The following is a 24,388-nucleotide window of genomic DNA, read 5'->3' as shown; positions in this document are numbered from 1 at the left end:
CAACAAAGCCGCTCCCGTTCAGGAGCGGCCTTATTGTCTCAAGCGAGGCTTATGATGAAGCGCTTCCGATTTCTCTCTTTGCTACTTGCGGTTGTTGTCGTGCCGATTGTGGCTCACGCGCAATTTCCCGAGCCCGACGGCGGCAATCTTGAGCGCGGCGTTCTTCCGCGCCAATGGCAGCCCGCTGGCCCGCACTGCATGGAGGTCCCCGACTGGCAGGTGTACGAGTACAACCCCACTTTCTTCATCGTGCGCCAGTCCGGTTGCACAGACTACGAAAAGCCCTTCCTCTACCTCATCTTCGGACAAGACAAAGCTCTGATATTTGACACCGGCTCGCGCAACGGCAATCTTGTTCCTACTCTCCAGCGCACCATTCACAATTGGCTTGAGCGCAATCATCGTCAGAGCATCACGCTCATTGTCACTCACTCGCATTCGCACGAAGACCACACCTGGGGCGACGCTGCCGTGCAGGCAATGAATGATCCCGCCATTCCCATCACCTTCGTCCCCGCTAAAGTTGCCGACGAAAAATCCTTCTATCAAATCTCAGACGGTCCAGATGGAAAGGGAACTGATGCACATGGCCTCGTCGATCTCGGCCAGCGTCCCATCGACGTCATCCCCATCCCCGGCCATGACACCGCCAGCATCGCGCTCTACGACCGTCATACCGGCATTCTTCTCACCGGCGACAGCCTCTACCCAGGCCGACTCTACATCCACGACATGGCCATCTTTCAAGCCAGCACGGAACGACTCATCCGCTTCACGGAAGGCAAGCCAATCGCGCACATCCTCGGCTGCCACATTGAAGAAACCCGCACGCCATTCCTCGATTACGCCATCGGTTCCATCTACCAGCCCGACGAACACGAGCTGGCTCTCTCCCGTGGCGCGCTCCTTGAGCTTGAAGACGCGCTCAAGTCGCTCAACGGTGTGCCAAAGCATCTCGCACTCCGCGATTTTTCTCTCTGGCCCGTTGCCGCGCGCGACTACAGCATGAGCCCGCATACACAAAAGACCTTCGATCAAGTGCAGGCTGAACAGCTCAAGAACAAATGGGACCAGCCTAAATAGTTTTGTGTTGAATTAGCCTACTCCAGCGGCAAACGCACGGTAGCCCTGGCCCCAGCGCCATCCTCGCGGTTCACCAGCTCCACCTCTCCGCGATGCCCGCGTGCAATCTGCTGCGCTAGCGCCAGTCCCACGCCACTCCCCTTGGGCTTGGTGGTATAGAACGGCACAAAGAGATTCTCCGCATTCGCAATCCCCTGTCCGCTGTCTTCAATCTCGACCCACGCAGAATCGTCCGCCATGCGCCACGAAACTCGCACTGACTGTTTGTTGTTGTCCAGCGTGCTGTCCACCGCATTCGCTAGCAGGTTGATAAACATCTGCTCCAGCTGATCCGGATCTACCAGCAGCGTCACAGCTGGACCCGAGTCCAGCTGCACTGCCAGTCGTTGCTCCAGCAGCGCTACACGCTCCAGCAGTGGTCCCAGCGCAACACGACTTAATTTTGGAGGCGGAAGCTGCGCCAGCAGCCGGTACGACTGCACAAAGCGATGCAGCGAATCAGCGCGGCTCTCCATCACACCCAGTCCACGCCGAAAATCCCGTTTCATGTCTTCTTCCGCTGGGAGTGAATTCACTCGCATCAACAGGCTTCCAGCAATCGACTTGATGGGCGCCAGCGAATTCGACAGCTCATGCCCCAGCACGCGGATCAGCCGCTTCCACGCTGCCTGCTCTTCTTCCTGCAGCGGCACGCTCACATCGGCCAGCAGCAGCAGCGTATGCGGCGCACCCTCCTGACGAAAGCTCGCTCTTCGCAGCAGCCAGCGTGCGGAACGGTTTCCGAACAAATGAATCGTCTGATCCGGCGCGTTCAGCAGCTCATCCAGACCAAGCTCAGACGCAGTGCGTCCAAAGCAGCGCGCATAGGGCCGGCCCAGCATCTCTGCGCCTGAAGCGTTGATGAGCTGTAGAACATTGTCTCGGTCAAACGCAAATAGCGGCGCATGCATTACTTCGAGAATGCGCGCCAGCAGCGCCGTCGCTTCCAGCGAGCGCACCCTCTGGCCCTGCAGCAGATCGGCCAGCGCATTCACTTCGCCGGCCAGCTCGCCTAACGGATCATGCGAGTTGGCGCCGCGCGCGCGGAAAGAGTAGTCCCCCTCGCGAAGCGATGCAATCACATTCGTGAGCGTCTGCAACTGTCGCACCAGTGTGTCGACCAGCGCTGCCGCCATCAGCCCCAGATAGACCAGAAGGCAGCCTATGATCAGCAGCGACTCCGAAATGTCCAGTTTCTCCTGCGCAACCAGGATGCCCGCAAAGACAAGCGCCGGCAGCGCGAGCCACACGCAGTAGAGCCATACCCGGCCTATCGCCGAGTATGCTTTGCGGCTTCGCGTCCTGCGCTCATATTCCATATTTCTCAATGCGGCGGTAGAGCGCGGCGCGGCTCAGTCCCAGCGCCTCGGCAGCCTGCGAAATATTTCCGTCGCAGCGGCGAAGCACTTTTCGAATCAGCTGCGCCTCCATCTCCTCGATGCTCATCGTATCAGCGCTTCCAGCCTGCGGACGCGAAGAAGCAATTGCGAGATTCGCCGGTTCAATCTGCTCTCCACGCGCAAGCAAAACCGCGCGTTCCACCGTATGCTCCAGCTCGCGCACATTGCCTGGCCACGCATACTGCATCATTGCCTGCATCGCCGCCGGCGAGAAATCCGTGATCTGCTTGCGATAGCGCGTTCTGCTGCGCTCCAGAAAATGCGCCGCCAGCAGCGGAATATCCTCGCGCCGCTCACGTAGTGCAGGCAAATGAATCTCCACCGTATTCAGCCGGAAGAGCAGATCCTCGCGGAAGTTTCCCGCCACAGCTTCTTGGCGCAGATCTGCATTCGTCGCCGCCAGTACGCGCACATCCACGCGTCGCGTCTGCGACGAGCCCACTCGCTCCAGCTCTCCGGTCTCAAGAACCCTCAGCAGCTTTGCCTGCTGCCGCAGCGGAACGTTGGCAATCTCATCCAGAAATAGCGTGCCATTATTGGCCAGCTCAAACCGCCCGATGCGATCCGTGCGCGCATCCGTAAACGCGCCTTTCACGTGGCCGAATATTTCGCTCTCAAATGTTCCCTCCGGCAATCCGCCCGCGTTCACTGCCACCAGCGGCATGCGCGCGCGCAGGGATGCGGAATGCAGCAGCTTTGCCACAATCTCCTTGCCGGTGCCGTGCTCGCCTGTGATCAGCACATTCGCGTCCGAAGGACCCACCTGTGCAATCAGCTCCAGAACAAGCTGCATCGACGGCGCGGAGGCCACAAAATCCGGCATACCTTCAGCCCGCAGCAGCCGATTCTCCAACTCCAGTTGCCGAGCCCTTCGCAGAGCTTGGTGCAGCTCTGCATGCACGCGGATCAGGCTCAACAGCCGCTCGTTCTCCCACGGCTTCTGCACAAAATCGCGTGCGCCGCGCTTGATGCTCTCGACAGCCAGGTCGATATTTCCCCAAGCCGTCATCACAATCACAGGCAGCCGCTTGTCGAACTCCTGAATACGCGCCAGCAGATCCAGGCCTTCCTTGCCGGAGGTCGTATCGCGCGTATAGTTCAGGTCCATCAGCAGCACATCATAGTCGCGCTCGCTCAGCGCTTCCATCACTAGTTCAGGAGACCGCACGCAATGTACAGCAATTCCGTGCGGAGCAAGCAGCAGCTCGACCGCTTCGAGAATATGCGGCTGGTCGTCGGCAACCAGCACGCGAATCTTGTTCCCGTTAGTTGAAATGACTTGCCTCCACAGCACTCGGTCTTACGTTGGCAGTCGAAACGCCGTACCAGTCAAGGATAGAGCGGCAGTGCGCTCTATCCCGAATGAATACAGCCAACGCTCTACGGCGCATGCGTTACAATCCCCGCCTTTGCATCGTCAATCGAGACGCCCGTCCGTTCCAGTGTCTCTCCGGTGGCGCGATCGATATCGACTTTTGCCTTCTCATACTGAGTCTGCGCAACGTAAAGCGCCGACTCGGCGATAGCCAGAGCACTTTCGGCAATCAGCGTGTCAACGCTGGACTTTGCTCCGAGCTTCTGCTCCTGCTTGGTAATGTCGAAGGTACGCTGAGCCAGGTCGCGGGCCTTTTGCGCAGCTTCAATGCGGCCCTGTGCCTGCTGGAGAGCGAACTGCGAGTTGCGTACGTCGAAGCGGATGGTCTTCTTCTGTTGTTCGTAGGCAATCTGGCTTTGGCGGAACGCTAGTTGAGCGCGGAACTGGTCAGCTTTCTGAATGCGGTTGCGAAGCGTGACGTTCAGTGTGAAGCCAACCTGGTACTCGGGCGCAGAGTAATTGAAGGCATCCTGCAGCACGCCGGGCGTAGTGCTTGGAAGGGTCGTGGTGCAATAAGTAGGGCCTTGGTTGCAGTTAGGATTCAGCGGACCGCCATTTCCGGTTCCGCCAAAAAATCCGTACGCGTTGAGCTGAGGCAGCAGAGCGTTATTAACAGCTTTCAGATTCTCCCGGGCAATTTGCATGCCGATCTGATCCTGTGAGACATCGGGCCGGTTCTTCTCAGCCTCAGCGATGAGATCGTCGATGGACTTGCTTTCGTTGGGATCAGATATGCCTTTGGTATCCAGGGGAATCACGGACATTGCGTCGATGGTAGGATCATCTGCTTTGGTAATCGCGTTCTTCATAAAGAACTCCGCGGCTCGCAAATTCGTCCGTGAAATCGTAAGGTTGCCTTCGGCGGCAGCCACGGCTGCCTGATCGGTCATCACCTGCATGGCGGGGATGGCCTTGAGCTCGAGTTGCTTCTGATCGTCGCTCAGGGTCTGGTTGGTATAGGCCAGCGAGCGCTCCTTGATCTGTTCGTCTTCGTAGGCGTTGACCAGGTCCCAGTAGATATCCTCAACTCCCGTAACCGTGGCGACGACCTGCGCCTTGAAGGCATAGTCGGTGATTTGGAGGTTTCTCTTCGCGATACGAATCCATCGCTCGTTAGTGCCGAAACCAAACCCTGCAAGCAGGGGCTGCGCGACATAAACCTGCCAGTAAAGCGTAATCGAGGGGTCCACGATGTTGAGTGGACTATTGGATGTCTGTCGCTGCCCGTTGAGAGTCCACTGAATGCCTGTACCGGAAGGAAAATATTCGGTGTACTGCGTGGTATAGGCAATCGTGTTCGTCTCAAGCAGAGGAACGCCCACCACAATCGTATTCAGTTCCTGCGTCTTGGTGTGATCGACGTAGCCCTTGACGGTGAGCACGGGATCGAAAGGATTCACGAATGTTCCTTCGCCCAGGGTGGATTGCACCAGGCCGCCGGCTCCGGCCGCCGCAGCTCCGGATGAAACTGCTCCTCCGCCTCCGGCAGAAGACCCTCCAACGGCGCCCAGCGGGCTGCTGATGCTTGTGTTGACGCCATTGGTCGAGCCACCGGCCTTGGTGCGAGCAAGATCGGCGAGCGCTGTTGGCAGGTTGTAGCGAAATGAGGCCAGGTCGAGGTTGTCTTCAATCGCCAGCGCGATCGCATCATTCAAGGAAATATAGATCTTTCCATCCCGGATGAGGTTCGCGAGGCGGGGCGAGTTGTTGAGATCCAGCTCAGGCACGGTGCTGGGCCGGTAGGGCGCGATCGGGTTATGCGAGTGTGGCATGCTCACATGAAATGGCCGTTGCGGACTAATCGATTGCTGCGCCAATTGCTGCGCCTGTTGCGCCAGCGTGGGAGTTGGAGTGCCAGTTGTTGCGGTGGATGGCGCATCGGGTGTCGGCTGTGTCTGCTGCGATCCGGACTGCGCAGCTTGCGCTTGCTGAGGCACCGCCGCGAAAGCCTGGTTCGCGCCAAGCAAAAGAATTGCCGCGATGGCCTGCAAACGCGCAGCCGCAAGATTTTTCTTATGAGTATTCAAAATCATTCTTCCCTTCACTGGGCCTCCGTTGCGGCTGAAAGCACCTGTTCATCGCGCGTGGGCCATCCGTCGCGCAGCTCGAGAATCCGTGAGCCATAGCGCGCGTTCTCATCTGAGTGCGTCACCTGCACAATCGTCGTGCCCTGCTTGTTCAGCTCGCGGAAAAGCTCCATGATCTCGCGTGCCTGCGTCGAGTGCAGGTTTCCCGTCGGCTCATCGGCCAGCAACAGCTGCGGCGCATGCACCACCGCACGCGCAATGCCCACCAGTTGCTGCTGTCCGCCGGAAAGCTGGTTCGGATACAGATCCTTCTTCGCCACAATTTGAAAGCGATCCAGAATCTCCGCCACCATTCCCGCGCGATCCTTCGTCGGCATATTCTTGTAGCTGAGCGGCAGGTCGATATTCTCCGCCACGGTCAGATCGTCGAGCAGGTGATAGCTCTGGAACACCATCCCGATCCGCTGCCGCGCCAGCTCCGCTCTCTGCTTGCGATTGAGCCGATGCACAGGTGTCTCGCCGAACCAGAACTCGCCCGTCCATCCGTCATCGAGCAGCGCCAGTACATTCAGCAGCGATGACTTTCCCGCGCCGGATGGTCCCATGATCGTGACAAACTCGCCCTCACGAATTGTTAATCCAACGCGCCGCAGCACCCATGTCTCGGTGTGCCCGGTTTTATAACTCCGCTCTACATTCTTCAGATCAATCATGTCTATCCCGCCACAAATTTTCCGTGCCCCATCCTTGCAGCTTCTCTCTGTCGCAAGTGTGGGCAGCACTCCTGCTGGTTCTTCCATCGTTGAGCTGAAAGCTAAGAGCTGACAGCTAGAAACTTCTCTTTCTACTCTGTCCGCAGCGCGCGCATGGGTTCCACGGCAGCGGCTCGTCGCGCTGGCAAAAGCGCCGCCAGCGCCACCATTCCCATCGTCACTGCCACCGCGCCCATCAGCGTCACCGGGTCTGCCGGCGTCACTTCAAACAACTGGCTCTTGAGCAGTCGCGCCAGCATGACTATGCTCGGCAGTGCAACAGCCGTAGCAATCACTGCAATAATCACCATCTCGCGCAGAACCAGCGTGATCACGCTCGACCGCTGTGCGCCCAGCGCCAGTCGTACGCCAATCTCGCGCGTTCTTTGTTCGGTGGAATAAGCCAGCACGCCATACAGCCCCACTGTCGCCATCAGCAGCGCAAGAGCTGAGAAACCCATGGCCAGATACGCCAGCGCCACTTCATGAGAAGCAACCTGGTCCATCTGCTCTTCCATGGTCCGCAGCCCATCCACCACCAGTGCCGCATCCAGAGCATGAATCGTCTGTCGCACGGCGCTTTCTGCCTTCTTCGGATCGCCCGTCGTCCGTAGATACATCTCCACGCCGTTCGGATGCTCGTCCGCAAAATAGGGCTGATACACAGCGGACTTCAGGAGTGTCCGCAGGTCGAGATGCTTTGAGTCTCCAACCACGCCGACAATCGTCGACCATCCATCTTTTTCCGGATCGCCATCCGTAATCTGCCGTCCAATCGCATTTTGCGGCGAGCCAAAGTATTTCTTTGCCATTGTTAGATTTACTATCGCCGCTTTCGGCTGGCCCACACGGTCCGCATCGGTAAACTCGCGGCCCACCAGCAAAGGCTGTTTGATTGTGGCAAAGTATCCCGGCGTAACCTGTGGCGACTCCATGCCCAGGTTTTCGTCCGGTCCCGCCTTATAACCTTGCACCTGGAACCCGTTCGTGGTGCCATCGCCCGACAATTCAGGGTCCGTCGTCGCCGCCACTGAAATTACTCCCGGTATCCGGCGCAGCGCCTCAATCGAGTCCTGCACGCTGCGCGATACATGGCTGTCGGCGTAACCGGATGAGCCAGGGTCCAGTGAAAATTCCAAGAGATGATCTGGAGCAAAGCCCACATTCGTATTACGCAGGTTGTCGAGCGTGCGCACAAACAATCCCGCGCCGCCCAGCAGCATCACGCTCAGCGCAATCTGCACGCCCACCGCAATCTTCCGGAAGCGCTGTGAATCCTTCGTCGCCGTTCCCGAGTTCTGCCTGAGCGTTGCCGCGAGGTTCGGCTTAAGGAAGTGCAGCACCGGAGCAATACTGAACAGCACACTCGCCACCAGCGCAATCGCAAGAGTGAAGAGCAGAATCCTTCCGTCAATATGCGCAGAATAAGGCTCCGATCCCGGATCGGCACTGGTAATCAGGCTCACCAGTACGTGAGCCACCGTGGGAGCCAGCAGTAGTCCCGCCACCGCGCCCACCAGGCCAATCAGTCCGCCTTCTATCAGCAACTGCGCGGCAATCCGTCCACGCTTTGCGCCCAGCGCATAGCGCATAGCCATCTCGCGTGCCCGTGCAGAGGCCCTGAGCAATAGCAGTGTCGCCACATTAATCGCGCACATTGCTACCAACAGCCCCGCCATGCTCATCAGCACAATCAGCGGCGTCTTCAGGTCGCCGCGATTCGGCGAAAATCCCTGCGAGTCGTCTATCACCTTCAGTTTCGACTCATCCACAAAATGTTTTGCGAACCGCTCGCTGTGCTCCTTGTAGAGCGTCAGCTCATAGGCGCGCAGGCTGTGCCACAGCGGCGCAAGACTCGCCTCGGCCTGTTCGCGCGTAACGCCGGGCTTTAGCCGTGCCACAAGCGTCAGGTAAATCGCCTGGTGGTTCTTCAGGTCATCGCGCAGTCCGCGCCACGGATGCACCGTGTACAACATCGTCACTGGAATAAAGAACGCTGGCTTGAACCCGCCAATCGCGGAATCGAAGCCCTCCGGAGCCACACCAACAATCTCAAACGCGCGACCATTAATCATCAGCGTCTGGCCAACCACATCGCGCGAGCTGCCAAAGCGTCCCTTCCAGTATTCGTTTCCCAGCACCACCACGGGGTTCGCATCTTTCGCGGTCTCATCCTGCGAAGTAAAAAGCCGTCCCGCCGCCGGATGTAGCCCAAGCAGCTGAAAATAATTTCCTGAGACCGTTTCACCGTCCCGCGCCTCAGCCTGGTTATGCCATGAAAGGCCGGCACCCACGCGATCCGTCGCCAGAATGTCTGTAAAAACCTGATTCTTCTCTTTCAGGTCTTTGTACATCGGATACGAAAAGTAGTTATCCGGATCTCCGCCAAAGCTGCTCTCCGAGCCGTTGAATGCGCCCGTCCACTCAAAGCGCACCAACTCCTTCGGCTTGTCCACCGGCAACATCCGCAGCAGCGCCTGATCGAACAACGTAAAGATCGCCGCATTTGCGCCAATCCCTAGCGCCAGCGTCACCACAACCGTCAGCGTAAAGCCCGGCGACTTGCGAAGCTGCCGCAGCGCAAAGCGCACGTCCTGCATCAAGGTATTCATTCCCGTATCCCCTATTCCGTCCGCAATGCCTGGACAGGCTCAATCGAAGCCGCTTTGCGCGCCGGAAAATAACAGGCCACTAGCGCCGCAATCAGCAGAAGCAATCCCACGGCGCAAAATGCGCCTACATCCATCGCCGCCACACCAAACAACATTCCCTGCATCACGCGACCCACAAAATACGCGCCTACAAAGCCCAGCGCCAATCCAATCGCGGCCAGCGTTAGCCCTTCGCGCATCACCATTCCCACTACACGGTTGCGCGTTGCGCCCAGCGCCATCCGCAGCCCGATCTCATGCGACCTCTGCCCCACGGAATACGCCATCACGCCATAAATTCCAATCGCAGCAAGCGCCAGTGCAACAGCTGCAAAGAATCCGAAGAGCACCAGGCCAAACCGGTCGCCGGCAAGATCCGCATCGCGCACCTGTTCAAGCGTCTGCACATCAGAGAGCGCAACCGTCGGGTCCACCGCATGCACCGCCGCTGCAATCGTCTTCGTCATCGCTGCCGGGTCGCCTACAGTGCGCACACCAATGCTCACATCGGTCCACGGACTCTGCGCGAACGGCACATCCACCTCCGGCCGCTGATGATCCCATCCGCCGCCGCGCACATCGTGAAACACGCCCACTATCTCCCACGCCTGCACAGGCCCCAGCTGCTGCACGCCGGGAATAAGCTGCTCCACATTCACACGCTGCCCGATCGGCTCTTTGCCCTGCAAAAACTGCCGCACAAACTGCTCATTCACCACCGCCACATGCGGGCTCTGCGCATCGTCCGCATCCGTAAACGCGCGCCCCCGCACCAGGTGAATCCCGAAGGTCCTGAAGTAATCCTGCATAATCATCTGGAAGCCCGTGTTGCGCCGCTGCGACACGTCGTTGTAGTCGCCCTGGCCCACAATGGTGAACGACATCCCGAAGTATGTTCCCTGCAGCGGCAGTCCCGTCACCGCCGTTGCGCTCTCCACACCCGGCGCAGCTCCCACGCTCCGTACAATCTGCTGATAGTAGGAAGTGATCTTTTCCGCCGGCCAGTTCAGGTCCTTGTTCATCGGCAGTTCGAGGGTCAGCACATGATCCACGCGCACTCCCAGATCCACCTGGTTTAAGTTCCAGAAGTTATGCATCAGCAGCCCCGCACCCGCCAGCAGAGAAAGCGCCAGCGCAAACTCGCCCACCACCAGCGCCTGCCGCAGCCTGTGCCGCACACGGCTTGAGCCCGAACGGCCGCCCTCTTTCAGCGCGTCCGCAGGATCGACGCGCGAGGCATACCACGCCGGCGCGCAGCCCGCCAGCAAACCAGCCAGCGTCGTCGCTGCAATCGAAACCAGCAACACTGGCAGGCTCAGCCGCAGCTCCGCCTCACTCGGCAGCGTGTCCGGCGGGAAGAAGTAGATGAATCCGCGCAGAATCGCATAACCCACCGCAATGCCCAGCACGCCGCCCACAAACGCCAGCGCCAGGCTCTCCGTCACAAACTGCACAAACACATCCCGTTTCGTTGCGCCCACCGCCGAGCGGATCGCCACCTCGCGCTGACGCATTGTGCCGCGAGCCAGCAGCAGGTTGGCAATGTTCGCGCACGCAATCAGCAGTACAAAGCCCGTCGCGCCTAGCATCAGCCACAGCGCCAGCTTCGTGTTGTTGTCCACAAAGTCGTTCTGCAGCTGCTCTACCCCGGCGCCGTAACCTTTATTCGATTTCGGATTTGCCGCGGCTACATGTGTCGCCACGGCCTGCATATCGGCATTTGCCTGCTGCAGCGTCACGCCCGGCTTAAGCCGTCCCATCACATTCAGCCAGTGAAAATCGTGATTCAGTTGCGCCGGATGAAACACCAGTGGCGCACAAATTTGCCAGGTAAGACGGTCTGCCATTCCCCGCTTCAACACGCCCACCACCGTGTACTGCTTCTGGTCGAGCGTAATCTGTCTGCCCACAATATTCGGGTCCGCGCCCAGCCGCTGCCACAGTTTGTTGGTCAGCACCACCACGTGATCCCTGCCGTCCACGCCTTCCTCGGGCAGAATGTCGCGGCCCATCTGGAAGCCAACCCCTTGCATGGCCAGCCATCCCGGCGTGGCATATTGGCCTTGCATCATCTCCGGCTGCTCTTTGCCCGCCATGTTGAAGCTGGTTCCGGTAAATGCCTTCAATCCCTGAAACACATGGCCCTGTTGCACCCAGTCCATGTAATCGCCCGCGGAAACTCCGTTGCGGTGGCCGTCGATCTTCAGCCACACCATCACCAACTGATCCGGGTTGGGATACGGCATGGGCGCAATCAGCGTCGCGTACACCACCGTGAAGATCGCTGTTGTCGCGCCAATGCCGAGCGCCAGTGTCAGCGCCACCGCCAGCGTGAAGCTCGGACTTTTGCGCAGCACGCGCAGGCTGAACCGAAGGTTTCGCAGCAGACTCATCGCAATACTCCTGACTACTCCATTCGCAATGCACGCATTGGCTCAATCGCCGCCGCACGCCGTGCCGGAACCAGCGAAGCCGCCAGCGCCAGCACAAAAATCCCCACCGCCGCCAATACAATCACCGCCGGATCCAATGGGTTCACCTCGAACAGCAGCGACTTGAGCAGCTGCGTGGCAAACAAACTCGCCACCACGCCAATTCCGCATCCAGCCGCCGCCAGCTTTGTGCCTGAGAGCAGCACCAGCCGCACAATGTTCGAGCGCTGCGAGCCCAGCGCCAGCCGGATAGCCATCTCCTGCGTGCGCATGGCCGCCGAAAACGCAATCACCGAATAAATTCCCAGCAGCGCCAGCAGCACTGCGGCTCCTGCAAAGCTGGCAATGATCGCAGTGTTGAACTTCCGCGGCGCCTGGCTTCCTTCCACCACCTGGTCCATCGTCTGTATCTGCATCAGAGGTAGTTGCGGATCAATCGTATGAATGGCTCCAATCAGCGTGGACTTCATCGTCTCCGGTCGCAGCGAGGTGCGCAGCACAATCGCGCCTCCATCGCCTACCGTTGTTCCCGGCGGCGCAAACTGCCCAATCGATTTCACAAACTGCGCCACTGGTTGATAAAACTGCGGCACAACAGGCGCGTCCATTGAGGTCTGCTTCACATCGCCAATCTCACCCACCACCGTCATCCACGGTAGTGGAGTCTGCGTTGTGCCCCGGTGAATTCGCTTTCCGATTGGATCCTGTCCCGGCCAGTACTGTTGCGCAAAGGTGCGGTTCACAATCACCACCATCGGCGCATCCGCTGTGTCCGCCTCTGTAAACGCTCTTCCACGCAACACCGGAATTCCTGCGGCCTGAAAGTAATCGCCAATCAAATTGGTCGACCACGCGGTGATCAACCCGCTGCCACCTTTAGGCGGCACATAACCTGCCGGCACAAAGCCTGCGTTATTCACGGAGCCGCTCGCAGGCAAATCTCCCGTGATACCAGCCGCTTCCACACCAGGCAGTTGCCGCACCTTGTCCAGCACCGCTGTAGTAAATCCATCAATGCTCGCCTGTGTGGAGTACTGCTGGCTCGGCAAGCTGTAGTACGCCGTCAGTACGTGATCTGCGCGGAACCCTGGATCTACCTGCCGCAGCTTTTCAAAGCTTCGCAACAGCAGACCCGCACCCACCAGCAACACCAGCGCCACGGCCACTTCTGTAATCACCAGTGCCGAGCGCAGTCGCGCGTGACGCGCACCGCTCGTGCCGGTGCGTCCGCCTTCTTTGAGAGCATCATTCACGCCCGTCTTTGCCGCGGCCAGCGCAGGCGCGAGCCCGCAGATAAAACCGGTCGCAACCGCCAGCAGCAGCGCAAAACCCACCACCTGCCAGTCCAGCCCAATCGCGTTGATGCGCGGCAGCGTCTCCGGCAGCAGGCTGATGCCGGCCTTCAGTGCAACAGCAGCCAGCGCCAGTCCCAGCAATCCTCCGATAACGCTCAACGTCAGCGCTTCCATCAGGTTCTGCCGAACAATCGTCGCTCCGCTCGCTCCCAGCGCCAGCCGCACCGCAAACTCCCGGCTCCGCCGGATCACCCGCACCAGCAGCAGCCCGGCCAGATTCGCGCAGGCAATAAAGAGCACCACTGCAACCGCCAGAAACATAGTGCGGATCAGCGGACGTGCTGCGGCCACCGTGTCCTCATCGAGCGGTTCAACCTTTGCGTCAATCCGTATGCTCGAATACTGAGCCGGCCAGCCGCGCATAATCGCCTGCGTCACACGCTCGCTGTCCTGCCGCGCCTGCTCCGCGCTCACACCGGCCTTGAGCCGTCCGACCATCTGGAAGTTCCAGCTCGAGTCATTCTTCAGGTCGCCGGCTGTAAAGCTCATCGGAACCCACATCTCTGTCCGGTTCAGTTGCCCCGGAACCAGTGGGAACTCAAACTCCCGCGGCATCACGCCGATAATCTCGTACGGTTTGCGGTCCAGTTCGATCGCCTCGCCAATCGCCCGCGGATCGCCATGAAAGCGGCTCATCCATGTCGCATAGCTCAGCACTGCCACCTGGCTCTTGCCCTCATCCTCCTGCTTGGTAAACACGCGCCCCATCGCCGGGTTCACGCTCAGCGCTGGAAACATGCTCGCCGTCATCCTGGTCACATTGATCTGCGCTGGCTCGCCTGCGCCCGATAGCTCATACATGGCGCTGCGATGCACACCCAGCGCGTCAAAGCTGTGCGTGTCGCGCATGTACTGCAAGGCCTCAGGTGCCGGAACCGTCGGTGTGCCCAGATCCGCGCCCTCAAGCTTGTCGCCAAAGATCACCAGCCGCTTCGCATCTGGAAACGGCAGAGGCCGCAGCAGCACGCCCTCCACAATCGAGAAGATCGCAGTCGTCGCACCAATCCCAAGCGCAAGCGTAAGAATCGCCGTCAGCGCAAACCCCGGAGCATTCCGAAGCTGCCGCATTGCATAACGCAGATCCTGCATCATCTCGATCTTCTCCTGTTCTGTTCCGCTATTCCGTTCTCAGCGCCTGCATCGGCTCAATCGATGCCGCGCGGCGCGCCGGAATCACTGTAGCCAGCATCGCCACTACAAACATCGCCGCAATCGCCAGCGCAAAACTCATCGGATCAAACGGCGACATCTGGTAAAGCATGGCGCGCAGCGGCCGCACCGCCAGTAGTGTCAGCGGAATGCCGGCCACAAGTCCGGCAAGCAAAATCCACAAGCTCTCACGCAGCACCATGGTCAACACCTGCCAACGGCTTGCGCCCAGCGCCATCCGCACGCCAATCTCCGTCGTCTTACGGCTCACGCGGAAGGAGTGCATCCCATAAAGACCCACCGCCACCAGCAGCGCCGAGAGTCCTCCAAAGAATCCTCCCATCGCCGCAAACATCTTCTGGCCTTCATACGACTTGTCGAACTGTTCCTGCTGCGTCATCGGCTTTTCAAGCGGAACATTCGGATCAAGCGATGCCACCACTCTGCGCATCTCCGGCAAAGCGGCAGCGGCGTCTCCGTGCACGCGTACTTCAATGTGCATCGTCCCCAGCGAGTCACTCTGCATCGCCGCGTAATATGCCATCGGCATCGGCGTTTCGTCCACGGAACGATACTTGCTGTCGCGCACTACACCTACAATCGCAAACTTCCGCTTTCCTGAGCCGAGAACATGTCCCATCGGATTCGTATTCGCAAGAAATTTCTTGACCAGCGTCTCGTTGACTACGGCAACAAGCGGCCGGTCCTGTATATCGCTCTGGGCAATGTCGCGGCCATTCAGCACAGGAACGCCCATCGTGCGGAAGAAATCCGGCCCCACATCATTCGAGCGCAGCGTATCGGGCTTCTGCGCGCCATCGATAGCAAGGTCGTTGTTATTACTCCATCCCGACCCAGGCCGGTTACCCGCCATCGAAACCGATTCCACGCCCGGCATCTGGCGAATGCGGTCCATCAACGTGCGATAGAAGAGATGGGCATCGGCCTTTCCCTGCGGCGTAACGCCGAAGACCACCAGCCCCTGCGTCTCCAGGCCCAGTTGCTGTGTCGCATAATTGCGCAGCGTACGCAGCAGCAGTCCGGCCACCATCAACAGCACAAGGCAGACAGCCATCTGCGCGGCCAGCACAAAGCGTCCACCCATTGCGCGGGCACGGCTCTCGGTCACATTGTTCGAGCTCGACCGCAGCACGCCATTCACCGGTGCATGAATCGCTGTCCAATAGGGAACAAATGCAAACGTCAGCGCAGCCACGCAGGAAACCGCAAGCGTAAAGAACAGCACCGTGCGGTCCGGGCTGAGTCCCGTCTCAATCTCTGACCATGCCGCCAGGGCCCGCGTCGCAGCCAGCGCAAACACCCAGCCGAACACGGCTCCCGCAGCCACTAGCAAACCGCTTTCCCACAACATGCTGCGCAAAATCATGCTTCGGCTTGCGCCAATCGCCAACCGTACGCTGAACTCGCGCTGCCGCGCCGTCGTCCGCGCCTGCATCAGCATCGCCACGTTGGTGCAGGCAATCAGCAGCACCAGCACTACAAGTCCCATCAACACTTGCAATTGCTTGCGGTACCCATCCCTTCCAATTCCAACGCCACGCGCTTCCACAAAGTCCAGCAGCGGCTTCCACTTCTTCGGGTCAATGGTGCCCACAGCCTGTCTGGCTACTTCTCCAAAGGTGCCGGTCAGCGCCTGTTGCGCCTGCGCGGGCGAAACACCGGGGCGTAGCCGCGCCATCAGCGGCAGGGCCCACCACTTCGGCGAGCCATACAGCGAATCGAAGGTCGATCCCCATGCATTCAGCTCCGGCCGGTTTTGCAGTGGAACCCAGAAATCCATTGCCGTTCCCGGATCGATGCCGTGGAACCCGCGTGCAGCAACGCCCACAACGGTCATCGGAACGCCTTTGATATACAGCGTCTGGCCCAAACCCGCAGAGTCCCGAGCAAAGCTCCGCGTCCAGTAGTCGTAGCTCAGCACCACAACCGCCGTATGCTTCTTTTCATCGTCCAGCGTGAACCCGCGTCCCTGCGCCAGCCGTGCACTCAGTCCGGAAAAGAAATTCCCGCTGACCGCTTCGCCATCAGCCTCTTCCGGCAACTCGCCATGACGTACCGGTACGCTTCCGTCAAAGCTCAGCGGCACATACGCAATCAGCTCCTCGAAAACATCGCTCCGCTGCCGCAGCGATTCAAACGCCGCATCAGAAAACGAAGTATCCGAGTCGCCGGTATTGCCTGCGCCCGGCGGCTGCCCTTCGCCATTCGCCATGCGCATATAAAACAGCCCATCCGGCCGGCTTACGGGCAGCAATTGCATCAGGATCGCGTTCATCACGCTGAACACAGCGGTATTGGCGCCAATGCCAAGCGCCAGCATCAACACCACCACCACTGTGAACCCCGGCGCACTCCGCAGCCGCCGCAGCGCATGACGCAGATCCTGAAGCATGGTTACGCCTCCACTTCGGCAGTAAGCTTCCGCAGCTCGTCCTCAGAGACAACCTTGCCGTCGAACAGGTGCACTTCGCGCTGCGCATGCTTGGCAAACCGCGGATCGTGCGTCACCATACAGATCGTTGAGCCCTCGCGGTGCAGATCAGCCAGCAGGTGCATCACGGCCTCGCCGTTCTTCGAGTCCAGGTTTCCCGTCGGCTCGTCAGCCAGCAGAATTGAAGGCGAACCCGCCAGCGCTCTGGCTACAGCCACACGCTGCTGCTGACCGCCAGAGAGCTGCGCCGGATAATGCCGCATGCGGTGCGCCATGTTCACGCGCTCCAATGCTTCCTTCACGCGCTTCTTGCGCTCTGCCGAAGGCATTCCCGCGCGATACGTCAGCGGAAGCTCCACATTCTCTTCCACCGTCAGATCGCCAATCAGGTTAAAGCTCTGAAAGATGAAACCGATCTCCTGGTTGCGAATCCGCGAACGCTCGCCGAAGCTCAGATTCTCCACCGGCTTGCCATTCAGCATGTACTTGCCGCCCGTCGGTGTGTCCAGCAGGCCCAGTATCGAGAGCAGTGTCGACTTGCCGCAGCCCGAAGGTCCGCTCATCGCCACATACTCGCCGCGCGTGATCGTCAAATGAATCCCGGAGAGCGCATGCGTCTCCACTTCGTCCGTGTAAAACACCTTCGTCAACCCATCGATGTCAATCAGCTTGTCGTTTGCCATTCGCTCCCCCAATCAAAGTTGGTATTAGTTCTTAAGTCCCTACGTCCCTGGTCCCTGAGTCCCGCTGCGGTAAACCGTGCAGCGGTTTACTGCAACCGAATCCTGTCCACTCCGTCGTAATGCGACATATCCGACAGAATCACCACATCGCCTTCCTTCAGCCCTTCCAGAACCTGAATCACCTGTACGCTTGCCCGGCCCACCTTCACCGGAACCCTCGTCGCGCCCTTGCGGTCCGGGTCTTCTTTAAACAAACTCAGCGTCGAGTTCTCATTGCCCAGCGCCGGACGGCCCACATACAGCACATCCTTCAGGTTTTCCAGATCAATCGTTCCGTCCACGCTCAGGTTAGGCACAGCACCCGCAGGCAGAGGCCCATCGAGTACTACGTCAACCGTTCGCGTTCCGTTCACCACAGACGGATCGATGCGCATTACATGCCCCGCGACCACGCCGTTGTGCGTATCCACGCTCGCCTGCTGCCCAATCGCAATGTCATGCGCCTGCGTCTCGGCAATCTGCAGCGCAGCCTTCAGCTTGTCTGGCTGGATCACCTCCGCCAGGCTTGTACCTGCCAGAACATGCTGGCCCACCTGCACCGGCAGCGCCAGCGGCGCCAGCTCGCCAGAAATCCCCGCCTTCACCTCCAGCGCGTCATTCTGCTTTTCGTAGAGCGCCAGCAGAGCCTGCGCCTGCTCCACCTTTGCGCGCGCGGAGCCAAGCTGCACCTCAATCGCCTTCTCATTCACGCTGAGCTGTTCCTGGCTCAGGTTGTGCTGGGTGTTGAGCTGGTCCGCCGTGCCCTTCGATTTCTGATACGTCAGCCCCGAGATCACTCCCAGGTCAAAGAGCGCCTTGTCCGTCTGCGCCTGCAGCTGGTCCTGCGTATAGTCGGCGTTCACCGCCGCCGCCGCCGTCTTCTTGTCCATCAGCGTGGACTGCAGCGTCGCCTGCAGGCTCCTGTAGTCGGCTTCGGCACCCTTCACCGCCAGCTTGGCGTCCAGAAGTTTCTGGTCCAGCTCCGGAGCAGAGAGGTCCATCAGAATCGTGTCCGGCTTCACAATGGCGCCCGGCAGCACGCGAATATGCACCACCGTCGCATCCGTCAGCGCCGGAATCAGCCGGATCGCATCCTCGCGCGGCACCAGCAATCCAGTTGACCCGCGCACATTGCGGGTAAAGTCTCCGCGTTTCACAGTGTCCGGCCACACAGCCGAGGCATCCACCGTCGGTGCAGCTGGCTTCAACCGCGAAACTGCATATCCGGCCGCAGCCAGTACCAACACTCCAAGCCCAACCCAAACAATGAGCTGGCGCTGCTTCTTCTTCTTAATATCGGGGCGCGAAATATCCATGGCGTGTTGGACATTTGCATTTCCCGTGCCAAATCACGCCGCATGTCACTTTATTGATTCTGAAGACTTTATTTCGGCATCAAAACGCGCGCCGACCCCGAATCACTGACCGCTGACACACCCCGGTGTCCGTTTCCGAACACCGGACTGCTCATTTGAACAGGTGTCATCCTGAGCGAAGTTTCACGCTGAGCGTGAAACAAGTCGAAGGACCTGTGGTTGTTCTTGCTGTTGCATTTTGTTCGTTCCACCCCAACCGCCGAGTGCCCCGGTCCCTGGTGTTGGGACCTGAGATAACACTCCCGCCAACTCACCGGACCGCCCTCACACCGTCTCAGCCCAAACAAGCGCCCCCGCCCCCGCCTTCTTCCCCAACGCAGGCCACAAATGAATCACCAGCCCAATCGCTATATTCACCCCAGCCACCAGCGTCATCCACGCGCTCTCACGAAAAAATCCCAGTTCCACAAGCGCAATCACAAAGTAGACATGAAACCACGCAGGCACCCACAGCGCCACACCCGGCATCTTGCTCCGCCTACCCCCGCTGCGATGCACCATCCCCCAACCCACAAGCCCGAGCAGAACCACAGCCTCAATCAACAGTCGCCATCCCGACCCTATATGGATGGCATTCAGCCAGTGAAAGACTAAGTACTCCGTCACCAGCAGCTCTACCTGGGCCGAAAACAGCGCCAGCACCGCAACCGCCGGAAATCGCCACAAGCTCGGGCGCTTGAATACCGTGCGCTCATACAGCCGGCTGAAAAACGAGTAAAAGAAGACGACTGAGATCCACCCCACGAAGTTCGCATAAGGAATCCCGAACCACTCTGCCTTCAATGGGTCCAGCCCGCTCCCGGTCCAGTCCCAATGCCACATATGCATCCGGTAGGCCACTACATCCATGGTCATATCGAGATTGAGCGCCAGCAGGGTATCGAGCGCCGCCGCAGCCACCCACGGCAAACGGAGCCCATCGGAAAACAGCCGCGATGTATAGAGGATGATCCCCCACGCCAAGCCCACGCTCACCGGAATATCCATCGGCGCATGGCCCAGCATCAGCAGAAAATGCCCATAGGTATAGCTGTGCGAAGCCACTTCAAGGTATTCCAGCACCAACCCGAAGCACATCCCGCCCAGCAGGTACGAGATCGCGCCGCGCCCACGCCTCCATGCATCCAGCAGGCACAGAACAAAGAGAAAGATGATGCAGCAATCGAAGAAAGGAAGCGCCCACGCAGGCGCTGGGCCGTAAGGCATTCCAGGATAGAGAGGCATGCGCCCATATTACACAGGAGCAGTTGGTCAGTTTGAGTCGGATTTGTGTCAGGGCACGGCTTCAGCCGTGCCGATAGACGCGCTTCAGGGAAATGGGCTTTAGCCACGTGTTCAAAACCTGCCTGTCACCTGCACAAAAGACAAATCATTCGGCATCCGGCCCGTTTCATCGCCCACAAAATTTTCTTCAAAATAGTTTGCACAAGATTATGGGGTTTCGTGCCTTAAACCACATAGCAAAGGAAGCTGCTAAAGCATGGAATTTAGTCCGGCTGTTCTTCTTTCTACCCTTTGGCACGAATTTCGGAGCGCAAAAACGTCATTTTCACCGCATTTTGGCCGCATTTTCGCACCTTCTTTTCAGTCGAGAACTGGCCTCAAAGAATTGAAAATAAACAACTTACACGGAGTTCGGATAGGGAAAAGTAGAATTTTTATCCCGTACAGATTCTATAAATATGTAAGCTTCGCCGCAGCTTAAACCTTTGAAAAAGAACCGCATCTCGGCGTCACGTAGCGCTTCTCCCGTACAGATTCTGTATTTTTGTAAGCTGCGGCCCTACTTGTACTCTTTCGTCTGCCCGGTCCGCGTGTTGGTCACGCTGAAGCTGCCGTCGCGGCTTGCCAGCACCTTGAAGTAAGCGCCGTCTTTCGCCGTTCCTTTCGGATTCGAAATCAGCGCTTCCGGGCTGTTGTGCGCCGCATCGGAGTCCTCGGCGGTGTGTGCCATATAGAGGTCTTCCAGACCGGGACTCTCATGCACCGTCTGCCAGGCCTCCGGGCTGCCGGCCTTGTGCGCGCCATTGTTCATAATCGCTACGCGCGGATGAATCGCATCCACAAAAGCCTTCGAGTTCGAAAGGTTGAAGCCGTGGTGATTCACCAGGTAGAGATCGACGCGTCCAATGAGATTGTTTGGGCAGACAAGGGGAATTTCTTTAGCCTTCGTCAGGTCACCAAGGTCAAGAAAGCGGAACTTGCCGAAGCGCACCAGAATTCCCGTCGAGCGCGGATTCTCCGTCGTATCGAGATCCCACTTCGGCTCGCTCGCGCAATAAGCATTGGGTTCCGCCTTCACGCCCGGAACGGAAGCAATGTGTTCTCCGTCTGCCGTGAGGACAATAATGCTGAGGCCGGGAATCTCAATGGTGTCACCCGGATGGACGATGCGGCGAGGATGGTCCTGGATGGCCTTGAGGTAGGCGGCATAGTCATGTCGCGTAATGTCGGAGTCCTCACGGTTCTCACCATGATCGATGAACTCGCCCACGCTGACATGCTGTACAAGGTTCGGCACACCGCCCACATGATCCACGTGGAAGTGCGTAATCATCACATGATCGATTTTGGTGATGCCGGCATCCTTCATCGCTTCTTGAATGCGCATAGCGTCGCGGCCATTGCTTCCCGGCCAGCCTGTATCAACCAAAAGGCTGCTACCCTGCGGAGAAACCAGCAGGGTAGATTGACCGCCCTCCACGTCGATGGAGTAGATGAGCAGTTTGTCAGCCTTTTGCGCTACAGCAGTAAGACTCACGCAGCAGGCCATAGCAAGGACAAGAAAGGAGCGTATAGAAAAGAGGAATTTCATAGCGCGGCAAGTGTACTTGAAAAGTTGAGTTATTGTCCCAACGGATTAACTCGGCCCTTCATCGTAGGCAAACCAGTATTCAGCAACCTTCTGAAAGGAATATGCCTCTTGACGCGGATTGTCTTTGAATGGCTGTGCTCCCGAATCTTTTTCAGCGATACACGGAGCATAGCGATTGGCATCATGCGCAGGTGTTTGCGCGCAATAGAGATAGCCGGTTGCATGTCCGCGATTCAGAAGACCGATCGAATCGGCCATGATGAAAACGTCGCCGTACTCATTACGGATGAAACCCAGCTTGATCCCGTTGCGTTCAAAAAGCACGCGATACACATTCCATCGTGCATCAGGTAACGCTGCTTTATGTTCGCTTTGAAAATGTTGTTCGAAGGCACCATTAACTTTCTGATCCAACCAATCCGGAGCGATTCTTGGAAAGTCAGTATCTTCATTCGACATTTGCACTATCCGGCTTAAGTCAGTTTGCCTGGATGCGAACTTGTTCTGCAACGAACTAAGAGATGGCGGCTCAGCCTCCCAGAAAAGGACTGCGACAACGGCAATCAAGGCAATGACTACCAGCAAAATGCCCGTAAAAAAGTGAATAGCCGAACGCAATCCTGATTTACGTGTGGCAAAGCTGAACACTAACCCTGCAAGCGTGAGCGCGAGATAAACACTGAGGATGGACCAGATCATTGCGATGAATTGTACGGTCCTTTGCGTAGTTTCTGAGCGGATTTTATGAGATGTAAACGGGGATAGGGCAGGAAAATCGGCTAACTGGTAGAATAAGAATTGCCGCAGTAGCGGTAAAATCCGTGATTTATCGCTCCTCTATGGCCCGCCTTTTCCATCTTCATGCGGCCGCAATCGGGGCTTGATCCGCAGAACAGGAATTTTACATACAGTGAGCCAGACGATACGCAATATCGCCATCATCGCGCACGTAGACCACGGTAAGACCACCCTCGTAGACGCCATGCTTCGCCAGTCCGGAACTTTCCGCGCCAATGAGCAGGTCGCAGATCGCGTGATGGATTCAAATGAGCTCGAGCGCGAGCGCGGCATCACCATTCTGGCCAAGAACACAGCTATCCACTACGGCGGCGGCAAAATCAACATCGTCGACACGCCGGGCCACGCCGACTTTGGCGGTGAGGTCGAGCGTGCTCTCAAGATGGTGGATGGCGTGATGCTCCTCGTTGACGCAGCCGAAGGCCCGCTGCCGCAAACGCGCTACGTGCTATCTAAAGCGCTGGAAGCAAAGCTGGCGACCATTGTCTGCATCAACAAGATTGACCGGCCCGATGCGCGCCCACAGGAAGTTCTGAACGAGATTTACGATCTTTTCATCGACCTCGACGCAGACGAATCACAGCTTGAGTTTCCGGTTCTCTATGCTGTGGCCAAGCAGGGCACTGCGACGCTTGATCTGGCGACGCCCGGAGAGAGCCTGCAGCCGCTCTTCGAGACGATTGTGAAGACGATCCCGCAGGCCACCGGCGATGAGAACGGTGCGCTGCAGATTCTTGTCACCAATCTCGACTACTCGGATTACTTCGGCCGCATTGCGATTTGCCGCGTCTTTCAGGGCACGCTTCATGCCGGCGATGAAGTTCTGATTTCGAAGCGCGACGGCTCACTGCAGAAGACGAAGATCACCAAGCTCTTCACCTTCTACGGACTCAAGCGCACTGAAACTACGGAAACTGAGATGGGCGACATCATAGCTGTGGCGGGCGTCGAAGGCATCACCATCGGTGAGACCATCACCAGCGTCGAGAATCCCGCGCCGCTGCCACTCATTGTGATTGATGAACCGACAATCGCTATTCAGTTCAGCGTGAACAACTCGCCATTTGCCGGCCGCGAAGGCCAATACGTCACAAGCCGCAATCTGCGTGAGCGCCTGGCGACGGAGTTGCTGACGAACGTCTCGATCCGCGTGGACGAGACTGACTCGCCCGATACCTTCAAGGTGCTGGGCCGCGGCGAACTGCAGCTTGCGATTCTGATTGAGATGATGCGCCGCGAAGGCTACGAGCTGTTGGCAGGTCGCCCGGAGATTGTCACCAAGGTGGTGGACGGTACGCGCATGGAGCCGGTCGAGCATCTGACGATCGACGTGCCGGAAGAACACACCGGTGTGGTGATTGAGAAGCTCGGACCGCGCAAGGGTGAGATGACTAAGATGCACAATCATGGTTCGGGGCGCGTTCGCATGGAGTTCCGCGTACCAAGCCGTGGTCTGATCGGACTGCGCTCGGAAATGCTGACCGAAACGCGCGGCACGATTGTGATGAATGCGCTCTTTGATGGATACATTCCCTACCAGGGTGAGATTCCGCAGCGGCCCACGGGCGCGCTGATTGCCGACCGCAACGGCTTGACGACGACCTACTCGCTGAATGGACTTCAGGAACGCGGCATTCTCTTTGTCGGCGCCGGCGTCGATGTCTACGAAGGCATGGTGGTAGGCGAGCACTCACGCGACAACGATCTCGATGTGAACGTGGTGCGCGAAAAGAAGCTGACCAACATGCGTGCATCGAGCGCCGACGACGCAATTCGCCTGGTTCCATACAGGGCACTGAACCTTGAACAGGCGATCGAGTTCATTGCCGATGACGAGCTGGTAGAAGTGACGCCGAAGTCGCTGCGGTTGCGGAAGAAGATTCTGCAGGCCAACCAGCGTCCCAAGCGCCGCGATAAGGTGGAAGCGTAAAAGTAGCTTCTAGCGGTTAGTTCTTTGCATGG

General features: G+C 58.5%; 15 protein-coding genes. 2 read left to right on the top strand and 13 right to left on the bottom strand.

The features are described 5' to 3' along the window. The first annotated feature begins 51 nt into the window (after nucleotides 1–51). Entirely contained in the window at nucleotides 52–1,083 is a 1,032-nt protein-coding gene (locus tag VO84_RS09430; protein WP_231737858.1) for an MBL fold metallo-hydrolase, read from the top strand. A gap of 17 nt (nucleotides 1,084–1,100) precedes the next feature. On the opposite strand, the gene VO84_RS09425 is transcribed toward VO84_RS09430, so the two are convergent. From VO84_RS09425 to VO84_RS09365, 13 genes are all read right to left on the bottom strand, one after another. Then, on the bottom strand, nucleotides 1,101–2,441 hold the full coding sequence (locus VO84_RS09425) for a sensor histidine kinase (protein WP_058187396.1): 1,341 nt from the start codon (nucleotides 2,439–2,441) through the stop codon (nucleotides 1,101–1,103). After that, nucleotides 2,431–3,816 carry a sigma-54-dependent transcriptional regulator gene (locus tag VO84_RS09420; RefSeq protein WP_231737857.1) on the bottom strand — a complete coding sequence of 462 codons (1,386 nt, stop codon included), beginning with the start codon at nucleotides 3,814–3,816 and terminating at the stop codon, nucleotides 2,431–2,433. Before VO84_RS09420 ends, VO84_RS09425 begins: the two co-directional genes overlap by 11 nt. An 86-nt stretch (nucleotides 3,817–3,902) precedes the next feature. Continuing rightward, nucleotides 3,903–5,930, bottom strand: a complete 2,028-nt coding sequence (locus tag VO84_RS09415) for a TolC family protein (protein WP_058187395.1) — start codon at nucleotides 5,928–5,930, stop codon at nucleotides 3,903–3,905. Between the two features lie 8 nt (nucleotides 5,931–5,938). After that, on the bottom strand, nucleotides 5,939–6,637 hold the full coding sequence (locus VO84_RS09410) for an ABC transporter ATP-binding protein (RefSeq protein WP_058187394.1): 699 nt from the start codon (nucleotides 6,635–6,637) through the stop codon (nucleotides 5,939–5,941). Nucleotides 6,638–6,768: 131 nt separating this feature from the next. Then, nucleotides 6,769–9,288, bottom strand: a complete 2,520-nt coding sequence (locus VO84_RS09405; protein WP_058187393.1) for an ABC transporter permease — start codon at nucleotides 9,286–9,288, stop codon at nucleotides 6,769–6,771. Between the two features lie 11 nt (nucleotides 9,289–9,299). Continuing rightward, nucleotides 9,300–11,720: an ABC transporter permease gene (locus tag VO84_RS09400; RefSeq protein WP_058187392.1), complete on the bottom strand. Its 2,421-nt coding sequence runs from the start codon at nucleotides 11,718–11,720 to the stop codon at nucleotides 9,300–9,302. 14 nt (nucleotides 11,721–11,734) lie between these two features. Beyond that, on the bottom strand, nucleotides 11,735–14,206 hold the full coding sequence (locus VO84_RS09395) for an ABC transporter permease (RefSeq protein WP_058187391.1): 2,472 nt from the start codon (nucleotides 14,204–14,206) through the stop codon (nucleotides 11,735–11,737). Nucleotides 14,207–14,231: 25 nt separating this feature from the next. Next, entirely contained in the window at nucleotides 14,232–16,676 is a 2,445-nt protein-coding gene (locus tag VO84_RS09390; protein WP_058187390.1) for an ABC transporter permease, read from the bottom strand. A gap of 2 nt (nucleotides 16,677–16,678) precedes the next feature. Continuing rightward, nucleotides 16,679–17,398 carry an ABC transporter ATP-binding protein gene (locus VO84_RS09385; RefSeq protein ID WP_058187389.1) on the bottom strand — a complete coding sequence of 240 codons (720 nt, stop codon included), beginning with the start codon at nucleotides 17,396–17,398 and terminating at the stop codon, nucleotides 16,679–16,681. 86 nt (nucleotides 17,399–17,484) lie between these two features. Further along, entirely contained in the window at nucleotides 17,485–18,753 is a 1,269-nt protein-coding gene (locus tag VO84_RS09380) for an efflux RND transporter periplasmic adaptor subunit (protein WP_058187388.1), read from the bottom strand. Between the two features lie 324 nt (nucleotides 18,754–19,077). Continuing rightward, complete coding sequence (locus tag VO84_RS09375; RefSeq protein WP_058187387.1) at nucleotides 19,078–20,037, bottom strand: carotenoid biosynthesis protein; 960 nt, start codon at nucleotides 20,035–20,037, stop codon at nucleotides 19,078–19,080. Nucleotides 20,038–20,596: 559 nt separating this feature from the next. Beyond that, nucleotides 20,597–21,628 (bottom strand): ComEC/Rec2 family competence protein, encoded by a 1,032-nt coding sequence (locus VO84_RS09370; protein WP_058187386.1) that lies wholly within the window; start codon nucleotides 21,626–21,628, stop codon nucleotides 20,597–20,599. 45 nt (nucleotides 21,629–21,673) lie between these two features. Then, the gene (locus tag VO84_RS09365) at nucleotides 21,674–22,327 is read right to left on the bottom strand and encodes a hypothetical protein (protein ID WP_058187385.1); all 654 of its coding nucleotides are present in this window, start codon (nucleotides 22,325–22,327) and stop codon (nucleotides 21,674–21,676) included. A 211-nt stretch (nucleotides 22,328–22,538) separates the two neighbouring features. Between VO84_RS09365 and typA the strand changes: the two genes are divergently transcribed. After that, the gene (typA, locus tag VO84_RS09360; protein WP_058187384.1) at nucleotides 22,539–24,356 is read left to right on the top strand and encodes a translational GTPase TypA; all 1,818 of its coding nucleotides are present in this window, start codon (nucleotides 22,539–22,541) and stop codon (nucleotides 24,354–24,356) included. Nucleotides 24,357–24,388: the final 32 nt, after the last annotated feature.

Source organism: Occallatibacter gabretensis (assembly GCF_001449115.1).
In the GTDB taxonomy this organism is placed as follows: domain Bacteria; phylum Acidobacteriota; class Terriglobia; order Terriglobales; family Acidobacteriaceae; genus Telmatobacter; species Telmatobacter gabretensis.
This window is presented reverse-complemented; position numbering and strand designations above follow the sequence as displayed.